This is a genomic window from Mesoflavibacter sp. CH_XMU1422-2, from assembly GCF_037029245.1.
Taxonomy (GTDB): Bacteria; Bacteroidota; Bacteroidia; order Flavobacteriales; family Flavobacteriaceae; genus Mesoflavibacter; species Mesoflavibacter zeaxanthinifaciens.
Window position 1 is genome coordinate 1 of sequence record NZ_JAYMEE010000023.1, and the last position, 11,720, is coordinate 11,720.

The following is an 11,720-nucleotide window of genomic DNA, read 5'->3' on the forward strand; positions in this document are numbered from 1 at the left end:
TTTCTTAAAAAGAATAATTCCGATCAAGATTCCAACTCCGATTATAATTTTTGGGTAGATCATTTTCAGCTGTTTGCTAACGTTAGCGTATAAATTTCAGTTGCGGAAAATCGGCACGATTTTCCGATTGAGACTGAAAGATAGAAAATTGCAATGAATTTCCGTAGGAAATTCAGCCGCAATTGAATTTATACTATGTTGGCTATAGTATTTTTAATTTTCAGACAATTCTTTTTCATCAGTTTCTTCAGGTGAGAATCGAGCAATCAACATTGGTGTCAAAATACAAACAATTCCGATCATTGATTTAGGTCCAAAGTCACCAATAAAATTCATTGCAATTAAATAAATTCCGCAAACTAGAAAAATTATGTTATTCAGTTTTTTATCCCAAACAAAACCTCCAACCATGTATGCAATTCCGATTAGAGTAAACATTCCAGCATTCAGAATCTGATTTGTTTCGTCACTATAATCTAGAAACCAATTCGATATTTTTCCTATTAAAACAATTCCGATTAGTATTAGAAAAATTTTATGCAATATGTCTTTCATTTCGATTACGTTTTATTCTCATATTGTAGCCAACGGTCTTGTGTATGAAACGTAGCGTATAAATAAACACTAACTTTTCGGATTTAGCACGAGCCGAATTTTTATTTTTTCTATTTATCTTTTAAAATCTAAATATACAAAAATAAAAATTTGGCGGACTTAATAAATAGGCGAAAACCTCTCGGAAAGCCTATAATAGCTATGTTTTATACACGTTGTTGTGTGTAGTGTTTTTTCGATCTGCTTGGTTTTCAGATGTTTGTTATTTAGTTCTAATTTGTGCGTTGGCAAGACATACTCTTTTGCAATTTTGGGCTTGTGTGGTGGCTGTAGCGAATTGCAAATGTGTATGGCTTATGCGTTGGCATTATTCAGAGTGTTTTCCAATGTTTCCTTAAATTCATTTTCGTTTTCGTTATTGTAAAAAGGAACTCCAGTTATTAAATAATTATCAGAGTCTATTTCTATGGTTTTTTTGTCTTCTCTAATTTCTTTTAAAAAGTCCTCTTTCCATTTATCGTGTGCTTTCAAATGATTTCCTTTTGGTTCAATGAAAACTTGATAAGTCAATTCTTTTCCAGCTTTTTGTTTGCAGAATAGCACGAAATCTGGTTCAAATGCTCTACCTAATTTATCAATGATTTTAATTTCCCTTTCATTTCTGATTAAGTAGATGTTCTCAAAATTATTTTCTAATTGTTCAAATCTTCTCGCAAACATTTTTACAAACTCCTTTTCTTCGCTTGTTCCGTAATTAGCGTTATAAACATACCATTCTGGTTCGCTTACTACATCAAATTGTCCATCAGCTCTTTCGCTGTCTTTATAAACCTTAATTTCTTTGTCTTTAAAAACTTCGTGAACATTTTTGTTGATGTATTCAGACCCTTCATATTCTGTCAAGTTCGATTTTATTTCAGATTCTATGGTTTGCAATAACTTTTGAACTGCTAACAAATAGTCGAAATTAGAAATTTCTTCAAGTCTTGTTTTTGTTCCTCTTAATGTTATTTCTAAACCTCCTAAATATTCTTTACTGTCAATAAAATTTGACAAGGATTTTGTATTTGGGAAAAACCTTTCTAAATTTTCAAAATAATAAAACGGATTTTGAGTTAATGCGAATCGAATAATATGTTTTGAAATATCAGAAATTTTTACGTCTCGTTCTTTAATTACTTCATCATTAGATTTAGGATTTTCCATTTCAAAGAATACACTACTTTTTTTACCCATTCCAGAAGATAGCGTAAAACTTATATTCCTTTTTGAGACACCTAAATCTGAAAACGATTTTACGTTATCGTAGCTTTTCTCAACTTTCTTATTGAAAATGACCTTTCCATTTTTGTAGAAATCAGTCTTTTTGAATTCTGGCTTTAGAAATAAATTTAGTTGTATTGATTTATCTTCATCTTCATAAATTCCAGATTCTACTAATGCTTTCTTTAATTCAGAAATGTATCGATTATCTTCTTTTGTATGGTAATAAAGTTCTTCTAAAACTTTTAAATCGTTAGATAAATCCTCATCATATTTTCGTTTGTAAAGGTCTTGTCCTTCTTCTAATTTAAACGGAAAATATCTTGCTCCTCTACCAATTAATTGGGCTTCGGAAAGCGTTGTTTTACCAATTGTTGTATTTGTTCCACCTGTATTTTGACCTTCGTATAATCTTACAATGTCAAATAAGTTCAAAACGTCCCAACCTTCATTTAATTTTTGAACTGCAAAAACTGCTCTAATTGGGTTGTTTTCATCTTCCAGAGTATTTAGTTTTATTTGGTTTAGTTCAGCTTCTTTATCATTATTTGCACTTATGCAATTTTCTTCTTTGAAGTTTGACTTGATGCGTTTTGCAATGTCATTACTTGACAGATTGATTTTCGCAAAAAAGTCAAATGCTTTTTGAACAATACCAATAGTCGAAGTTTTTTTAATGTTTTCTACCATTTTAGCCGAAAAATCATCAATAAGTTTATGGAAGTTTTCCTTATTTTCTTCTGATTCTTTAATTGTTCTTTTTGCCTTAAAGAGAATAACAGGCTTTAAATTAATGTTGTTGGAAGTAGCTAATTCTTGACGATATAAATTTAAAATTAAGGCTTGGATAATGCGTTCTTGTTCATCATACAAAGACCTAATCAAATTGATTTCTTTAGAAAATTTATCAATTCTAAATTGTGCTAAATCATATTTTTGAATAACTTTATCTTGATACTTTTCTACGATTGTTTTTGTGTCATAATCTAAAGTTGCCGTAAACTCTAACAAAATATTATCATAATTCTGTTTTAGTATTTCCTCTACAGTTCCTTCCCAACTTCCAAATAATTTTCCGCTTTTTGTTCCAGAACTTAAATGATGTGCTTCGTCAGCAATTAAAGCAATTTTTTTGTCTTTAAAATCTTCATAAGTAACACTATTTTCTTTTGTGTTATTTAAGTCAATGTGTAATTGTTGTATTGTTGTGAAATTTATGTTGATGTTTTCATTATCAGCTTCTTCGAAATTGTCAACGTCTTTTATTAATATTTCTTTATTGTCAATTACTATTTTCTCGCTAAATAAGTATTTTGATGCTTGAGGATTTAAAAAGTTGTCTTTTGTTTTTGTAATAATGTTGTTACTATTCACAAAAAACAAAAAATTTCGATAGCCTTTTTCATAGAGATACAGCATTAAACCAGCCATAACTAATGTTTTTCCGCTACCAGTTGCCATATTATAGAGTAGGTGGAAAGGTTTATTTGGTTTTGCATCAAAATCTTCGTTGTAACAAAGCATAAAACGCTTAAAAGATTCTTCTTGATAAGGTCTAATATCGTATTTTATGTTGTCCGAAATGTAATTTGGTACTTCAGTTCTTGCCAATTCTCTTTTACCAAATTCTTTGATTAATGTATCATATAAATATGCCATAATTAATCCTTTTTAATTTGGTAAAAATCTTCTGTAACTTTTTTCTCGGCTGTTGAACAATCGAAATCTTTATCATTAATTGATGAGAGATTTACATATAATTGGTTTTTATCTAACAGTTCTATTAAATGCTGTTTTTGTTGAGCCAGTTCCAATTTTTTAAAATCCGCAATATGTTCATCTTGTTTTTGAATATCTACATTGTAATCAAGGAAAGATTTAGCTTTCATTTGCTCCCAAATTTTTAATAAACCTTTACTGTCTTTGACTTCTTCTATTTGGTCTATAAAAGTTTGATTGTATTTTTTTAATTCAAAATAAGTGAATGAACCACCACCTTTCCATTCAAAAGCTTTTGAAACACCTGAATTTTCTCCTTCTATTACATTTTGTAATCGTTTTACACTATCATTTTCTCCGTAATTAAGTTGTTCAATTCCTATATATTGTCTTTTCATTTTATGTGCGACAGATGCTGTAGTACCACTACCTAAATGATAATCTAAAACTATATCATTTTGATTTGTTACAAGACCGATGATGCGAGAAAGTAATAATTCAGGTTTTTTGCCAAAACGAAGTGTTACATTTCCTTCATTTGACAGGTTGTTAATTCCTATATCAGTCCAGATATCTCCAACTATTGTTGTAGGTTTTCTTTTCCCTTCAATTAGTCTTATTTTGTCTTCTGCAAAACTTATATCTTCTCCTTTGTAAACGAAATGATAATTTTGAGGATTATCTTCATCTTTAATGTGTTTACAAATTAAATCCGCTGGATATTGAGAATAGTCGGCACTTCTATTTCTTGCAGTTCTAAAGATTAAAGAAGCGTTTTCAATTAAAAATTGATTCAATTTTTTTGAATTCGATTTATCAATTGAGTTTCTTTTTATCGCTTCATTTACAGTAATAACTTCCCATTTATTAGATTCACTATCATCATAACCATTTTTTACAATGAATGAATTATATCTTGAAAAAGCATCTTCCCAGCTTGTTTCAATATATTGAGGATTCAAACTAACATTTGATTTGTTTTTTGAATACATAAGAATATGTTCCTTAATCTTTGGTAGTTTCTTTTCTTTGTGAGCCATTTTTGTGCCACTTAAATGTGACATTTTTACACAAATTGAAGTTAAGAAGTTACTTCTATCAAATATATCGTCAGCCAAGACTTGAAGATATGCAGATTCTATATCATTTATTTGAATGAATAAAAAACCAGTTTCACATAACAATTCTTTTGCTACCAAAAGTCTATTTTTCATAAATGTCATCCAAGTGGAATGATTGAAATTATCATTATAGCCAAAACTGTCATTACCTGTATTATATGGTGGGTCGATATATATGAGTTTAACTTTTCCAGCAAATTCTTTTTTCAGAGAGTGTAAAGCTAAAAGATTATTTCCCTTAATTATTAGGTTATCTGTAATGGTATCTTCTGGTAATTCCCTCTTTTTATTCAGTTCAGCATCTCTTGTGAAACCTGAAAAGTCTTTTTCTCCATTTTTGTCGTAGATTTTAACATTAGTTAAAACTTTTGGTTCTAAAAGTTGAGTGATTTCGTCTTGTGCCAAGGTTTCGTTAAAGAAAATTTCTTCTCGTTTATCTTCTTCACGACTTTGTCCACCTTCTAAAACACAATCTTTAAATGGCCAAACTAACACAACTTCGTTGCGTTGTTTTAGGTATTTACTATCAATGGTTAAACCAACTTTGTTTTTGTATTGTGTATAGCTGTCGTTAAGGTAATTTTTTTGTTCCAGAAACTGTACAAATAAATTTTGGTTAAAAACCAATGTGCCTTTTATGTCTAAAAAAAACTTCTCTTTTAATTCTTTGTCCTCCAGTAAAATGGCAATTAAGTCAACATCATAATTTTGTGCTTTATTAATTACGACCCATTTTTTTAATTCTCCGTTGTCGGAAACAAAGTTGATTTCCTTTTTTAGTTGTTTTTCTAACGCTTCGTATAGTTTCATTTATTGGTCGTTTCTTTCAATTAATAATTCGCTGACTTGTACATTTAGTATTTCGGCTATTTTATATAAGTCTTCCAAACTCGGTTGTCTTTTGTTTCTCGCATACTCGTTGATAGTCGTATAACTTTTATCAGTTTGTTCAGCGAGCCAAGTTTGAGATATTCCTTTATTTTTTAGAACTTCTTTTATTCGGTTCATTTGTAACCTTTTTGGTTAATCAGATGCAATGTAATAATAATTCGCTGAAATGTAGTGAAAATGTTCGTTGTATTCTCGTGAGTGAGCGTTGGGAAGAAACAGCTCTTTTATTTTTTTTGAGCGTTGGCTTTTCGCGTTGGCAAAAAAATAAATGTGCTGTTTGAGCGTTGGCTTTTTTAGTTCAAATGTTCAATTTTAGCACGATTTTTACATTACACACAACGTTAGCGTATAAATTTCAGTTGCGGAAAATCGGTACGATTTTCCGATTGAGATTGAAAGATAGAAAATTGCAATGAATTTCCGTAGGAAATTCAGCCGCAATTGAATTTATACATTGTTGCCATTTCGTTGTTTTTTAACAGTTCAGGTTATTAAATTCAATTCGAAATTTCCGCTTTTCGTTTTTCAAAGTTCGAGTGAGTAATTCATACCACGTTCCATTTTTTAATTCCGTTTGAGTAAGCAATTCCTAATCAGTCTATACTCCACAAACTTTTTGAATTCCGATTGAATATTATCTCTAAAGTTTTATTCCTTCTTATTTTTTCTAATCAATTTCATTATTAATCCAAAAACTAATCCACCAATTAGCCAAATCAGTATTTTTTTCCAAAATCCTTCAAAACTAAATTCATTAGTTATTAAATCAAGTATGCTTGAAAAGATTAGCATTATCAGTCCAAATATGATTCCTTCGAGAATCCAATTGTTTTTGTTCATATTTATAATTATTAGTTTTTTACTCACAATGGATGGCAACGGTTTGGTATAGATTTAGTTGCGGCTTAAAATCCGAAGGATTTTCAGCATTAAGCAACTAAGATAGTAAATTGGTATGAATTTCCGAAAGGAAATTCAGTAGCAATTGAATATATACCTTGTTAGCTGTAGTATTGTTTTGTTTTATGTGATTCAGCTGGCGAAATTGTAGAAAGAAAACTTATTTTTATTCCACTTTTTTTTGCGCAACATTCCGTTTTTTTTGTTTCTGTTCCGTTTTGAGCGACAGAATTCGACCGCAATTTATTCAATTCCGTACGAGTCAGTTTTAGAGTTCCGTTCAGTTTACCGTTTTAAAATTCAGATCCGTAACAGGCTAAAATTCTGTTTTCAATTTTTTAGAGTTACGTTGCTAAAAATCAGCATGAATTGAGCGTTTTTGGTGGATGCAATATTACAGCTAACGGTTTTGTGTATGGCTCGTTGCGGAAAATCAGCTATGATTTTCCGCCGTAACCGAAAGATAGCAAATTGCAATGAATTCCGATTAGGAATTCAGCCGCAATGAGCTATACACGGTGTTGTACCACGTATTTTTTATTCCGTCTTTTTTTGTTTTTCAATCAATTTTTTTAATTCGTCCATTTTCCAACTTGTAGTAAAAGTCACAACCAAAGGAAAATCATTTTTATCGGATTGGTCAAAATAGAAATCAAGTTTTGGTATTTCAAAGTCCTTATTTTTTTGATAAACCGTTACTTGAGATTTGGTTTCATAATCCTCCGTTTGAGTAGACTCAATTAGGGTTTTCGAACTATACTTTTCAAATTCGTGTGTAAGTCTTTCGTACTCGTCAATTTGAGTGTATTCATTCGTAAACCTAATTACCATTGTCAGCGAGAAAATTCCATATTTTTCTTGGTGTGAGTCGTAGTTGATTCTAAAAATTCCCTCTTTGATTTCTCCATTGATTGTCGGATGGTTATTAAATTCAGTCGCATACGAGTGATTTTTAACATCAACAATTGCGCTTGTCCAACCATATTCAAATTCGAAGTCAGATTCTTTAACTATTTCACTCGGCTTTTGGTTTAGGTTAAGTCCGAAAAACAATTCGCTTATTTTCTTTTCCATTTCAGTTTCTTGAGCAAAGATTTGAAATTGAAATGTCATAAATAAAATTCCAATTATGTATTTCAGATTTCGTTTTCTCATATGTGGTACAACGGTTTTGGCTATGATTTCGTTACGGAATGGCACGTAAGTGTCATTCCGACGTTGACCGAAAGATAGCAAAAATGAATGGAATTTCCGCGAGGAAATTCCGCCGTAATGAATTATAGCCGTTGTTAGCTTTTAGTGCTTTTATAATTCATTCCGTTTTTTGTTTTTTCAGTCAGCTTTTTATTCAGGTTTCTTTAATTTCTACGTTTAATTCATTCCACAAACTTGCTGAAATTCAGACCGTTTTTTAATTCAGGTTTGTATTTCGACTATCGCTCAATAACCGTGCGCAATTCCAGCGTTGTTTTTCCAGTTCCGATTGGGCAAACAAGCTAAAAAGTCAACCGTAATTAAATTCAGAGTTTGAGTGAGCAATTCCGCTGTTGTTTTTAATTCCACGTTTGAGTGATAATTCCGAAAATTTTTGAAATTCCGCACACAGTTTTTCCGATACATCTACCTTAAAATTCTAAAAAAAATCGAAAAATAAACCAGGCTTTTTTCAAACCGCAAACTTGCTCCAGCATTAAAGCTAACGTGTTTGTGTATGGCTCGTTGCGGAAAATCCGCGAGGATTTTCCACCGTAACCCAAAGATAGCAAATTGCAATGAATTCCGATAAGGAATTCAGCCGCAATGAGCTATACACGTTGTTGGCAGTAGTTTTTATTTTTAATATTTTTTTGTTTGCAAATTACAATATGTATAATATTGAAACTATGGTTTTACTACTAGTTTTTTTTCTTCAACTAGATTTTGTATTGTTTCAGAATCTAAATTATGTCGTAAACCTCTAAATTCTCCTTTTAAAATTTGAGAATCAACAATATAGTATTTTTGATTTTCTACTTCAACAAAGTGAACCTTAATATTTGTCTTGAAACCAGATAATTTTCCATTCGAACAGTTTTCTAAATAAAGTGAGATAAACATTAGCTTTCCATCTTTTAGAAATTGATAACTTTTCTCTAGATTAATATCACCTTTTATTTTAACACCGTCTTCGCCACGTAATATAGAATAGGTAAAAATATCTTTGTTTAATATTATTCGACAATTTTTTTGTTGAGAAAATTGATAGTTATAGCTCTTATTTTCGAGTTTAAACTGAGAGTATTTAGAAAAATTTTCGTTAATAAAAGGTATATTTTCAAATTCTAATTTTTCAGTTTGAGAAAAACTCGTATGTATGATTACAATAAATAGTATTAATGATAATTTTTTCATGTTTCTGTAATTACTGCCAACGGGTTTGGCTATGATACGTTGCGGAAAAATCCGCAGGATTCTTTCCGCCATAGCCGAAAGATAGCAAATTGCAATGAAATTCCGATAGGAATTTCAGCCGCAATGGATTATAGCCGATGTTGGCAATAGTATTTTTATTCAATGAGATTTCCATTTTCATCCCATTGTTTATATTCATTTGTGTCAAAGTTTTTAATTGATTGGATATTACCATTTGGATAATATCTTTTATGAATTCCAATTTCCTCTCCATTTAGAAATTCTAATTCATATTCTAAATTTTTATTACCAAATCTGCTGATACATTCGCCATTTGGCAATCCGTCAACAAAAGTTTGTTGATATGCTATTTCTCCATCATTAAATTTTGATGTAATTGTTCCATTGAACAGCGAATTATTATTATTGAATAAGACAAATTTAGAATTAGAATATCCGCTGAATGATTCTTTTCCGTTCTCATTAAAGTATTCTACAATCGTTAGGCTGTCAGATTTTACAGAATAATTTGTTTTAATCTTTCCGTTTAAATAGTAGTCGATATATAATTTGTCAGAACGTTTTAATCGAGGTTCGCCATTTAAATAAAATTCAGTAAAACTACCATCGGTGAAATCATCGATTTTCGTTCTGTTCCCATTTTCATCGTAATTTGTACTTTGTTTTATTGAATTTCCATTATCGTAGAAACGTTTCCATTTAATCTGTCCATTTTCATACCAATCAGTGCATTCTCCGTGAACTTGAGAATTTTTTACTGGAATAATTGATTTCTTTTTTCCACTTTCATAAAAAAAGACTCGAATATCTTCCATTTCCGATTTAACAAACCTCAATCTTTCGATGGTGTTATTTGCAGAAAAGGATGTATCGATTTTAATAAATTCATCCGCTTTAATATTCAGATTATTTAATTCAATTTCGACAACGCTTTTTTCTTTTTGACAGGAAATTAAACAGGTCAAAAAAAACAGAATAATGCTTATTTGATAGGTCTTGTTCATATTATTGCCAACGGTTTTGTATAAGAATAGTTGCGGTTTTGTGGGCGGCAGATTTTCCGATAGGAAAATCAGACGCAGCAAAAGTGCAACTAACTTTGGTCAAGCACTAAAGTAGCAATTATTTTTATACGGTGTTGGCATTTCGTTGTTTTTTATTCAGCTAATTTTATTCTGTTTCTGCTTTTAAATCCGAGTTTTCAGTCGGCAAAAAGTCTGTTTTATATTTTTCCGCTTGAGTGAAAGTCAGATGTGATTTGTCAAATCCGTTTGAGTGAAAAATCCGCAACGGTTTTCAGCCAGTTTTTTAATCCATGTTCCGTTTTTCTTCCGAAATTTCGGAACCGCAAACTTGCTCTTCCGAAACCTCGGAACCGTTGTGCTTTTCAGTCCACGTTTGAGTAAAAAATTCCGCATATTTTTATTTAGTTCCGATTTATGGAACTTTAAATTTCAGACGGAAATTCGATTTTGGAACGGAATTTCACAATGAATGCCAACGGTTTTGGCTATGATTTCGTTACGGAATGGCAGGTGAGTGTCATTCCGACGTTGACCGAAAGATAGCAAAAATGAATGGAATTTCCGCGAGGAAATTCCGCCGTAATGAATTATAGCCGTTGTTAGCTTTTAGTGCTTTTATAATTCATTCCGTTTTTTGTTTTTTCGGTCAGCTTTTTATTCAGATTTCTTTAATTTCTTTTTTTAGCTCATTCCGCAAACTTGCTCAAATTCCGACAGTTTTCTAATTCAGGTTCGGGTGCGCAATTCCAGCGTTGTTTTTCCAGTTCCGATTGCGCAAACAAGCTAAAAAAGTCAACCGTAATTCAATTCAGAGTTTGAGTGAGCAATTCCGCTGTTGTTTTTCATTTCACGTTTGAGTGATAATTCCGAAAACTTTTGAAATTCCGCACACAGTTTTTCTGATTTATCTGGCTTAAAATTCTAAAAAAAATCGAAAAACAAACCATGCTTTTTTCAAACCGCAAACTTGCTCCAGCATTAAAGCTAACGGTCTCGTATAACCGTCAGTTACGGATTAAATTAGCGATTATTTTCGGATTAAACACTAGCCTTAGCAATTCCGAGTGGATTCGGACGTAGTCGAATCCGCCGTAATTGCGGTTATACATTGTTACCTGTAGTTATTTTTTTCTATACACTTTTAAATTATAGTTTAATTCTGTTCCATCACTTTCTAAAAACTCAAATACTTTCAATTCCGTTTGAGTGATTTCCGCTATTTCTATTTCGTTTTTCGTAAACTCAATTAAGGAACCGGATTTTTTTAACTGTTCTAAAAGTCCAGGTGCAAGTTTGTCAATCGGCACGTTGTATTTTGGTTTGTCAAAAGTCATTCTAAAAATCTTTGCTTTTAAGTCATATTCCCAAATTCCGCTTTCACAGTTTTCCGCATTTTCACAACCAAATAGTTCATAAGTTTTGTCTTTTTCAATTCGCATATTTGGTCGAGAGACAAATTCAGTCGCCGTAATTGTGTCATTTACGAAATGTTTCACTTCCGTAATTGTTTTTCCGTTCTTATCTGTCAATTTTTGAAATTCCCACGTTCCAATAATCAACTTTTCAATTTGTTCCGCACTTTTTTTTGTTTTCGCTTCATCAACTAATTCCAAGTATGTTTTAGATGACTGGCAATAAGTCAAAAATGGAATTAGTAACAATGTTAACAGGATGTTTTTCATAATTACAGGTAACGTTAGCGTATAAATTTCAGTTGCGGAAAATCGTACCGATTTTCCGATTGAAACTCAAAGATAGAAAATTGCAATGAATTTCCGTAGGAAATTCAGCCGCAATTGAATTTATACATCTTAAGTTAGCAATCTATTAACTT

At 31.1% G+C, this 11,720-nt stretch carries 8 protein-coding genes; all 8 read right to left on the reverse strand.

Annotated elements, in window-relative coordinates; all coding sequences use genetic code 11:
• Positions 1-213: 213 nt before the first annotated feature.
• The 8 genes from WA340_RS03760 to WA340_RS03795 all read right to left on the reverse strand — a co-directional run bounded on the left by WA340_RS03760 (position 214) and on the right by WA340_RS03795 (position 11,499).
• On the reverse strand, positions 214-555 hold the full coding sequence (locus WA340_RS03760) for a hypothetical protein (RefSeq protein WP_336127337.1): 342 nt from the start codon (positions 553-555) through the stop codon (positions 214-216).
• Positions 556-909: 354 nt separating this feature from the next.
• The gene (locus tag WA340_RS03765) at positions 910-3,477 is read right to left on the reverse strand and encodes a DEAD/DEAH box helicase family protein (protein WP_336127338.1); all 2,568 of its coding nucleotides are present in this window, start codon (positions 3,475-3,477) and stop codon (positions 910-912) included.
• Between the two features lie 2 nt (positions 3,478-3,479).
• Positions 3,480-5,468, reverse strand: coding sequence for a site-specific DNA-methyltransferase (locus tag WA340_RS03770; RefSeq protein ID WP_336127341.1), 1,989 nt, complete (start codon positions 5,466-5,468; stop codon positions 3,480-3,482).
• Complete coding sequence (locus WA340_RS03775; RefSeq protein WP_336127342.1) at positions 5,469-5,666, reverse strand: helix-turn-helix domain-containing protein; 198 nt, start codon at positions 5,664-5,666, stop codon at positions 5,469-5,471. It abuts the gene before it with no gap.
• A 1,320-nt stretch (positions 5,667-6,986) separates the two neighbouring features.
• Positions 6,987-7,562 (reverse strand): hypothetical protein, encoded by a 576-nt coding sequence (locus WA340_RS03780; RefSeq protein WP_336127344.1) that lies wholly within the window; start codon positions 7,560-7,562, stop codon positions 6,987-6,989.
• A gap of 768 nt (positions 7,563-8,330) precedes the next feature.
• Positions 8,331-8,840, reverse strand: coding sequence for a hypothetical protein (locus WA340_RS03785; RefSeq protein WP_336127345.1), 510 nt, complete (start codon positions 8,838-8,840; stop codon positions 8,331-8,333).
• Between the two features lie 155 nt (positions 8,841-8,995).
• The gene (locus WA340_RS03790) at positions 8,996-9,865 is read right to left on the reverse strand and encodes a toxin-antitoxin system YwqK family antitoxin (RefSeq protein ID WP_336127347.1); all 870 of its coding nucleotides are present in this window, start codon (positions 9,863-9,865) and stop codon (positions 8,996-8,998) included.
• A gap of 1,142 nt (positions 9,866-11,007) precedes the next feature.
• A complete protein-coding gene (locus WA340_RS03795; protein ID WP_336127348.1) occupies positions 11,008-11,499 on the reverse strand; it encodes a hypothetical protein in 492 nt (163 codons plus the stop codon).
• Positions 11,500-11,720 lie beyond the last annotated feature (221 nt).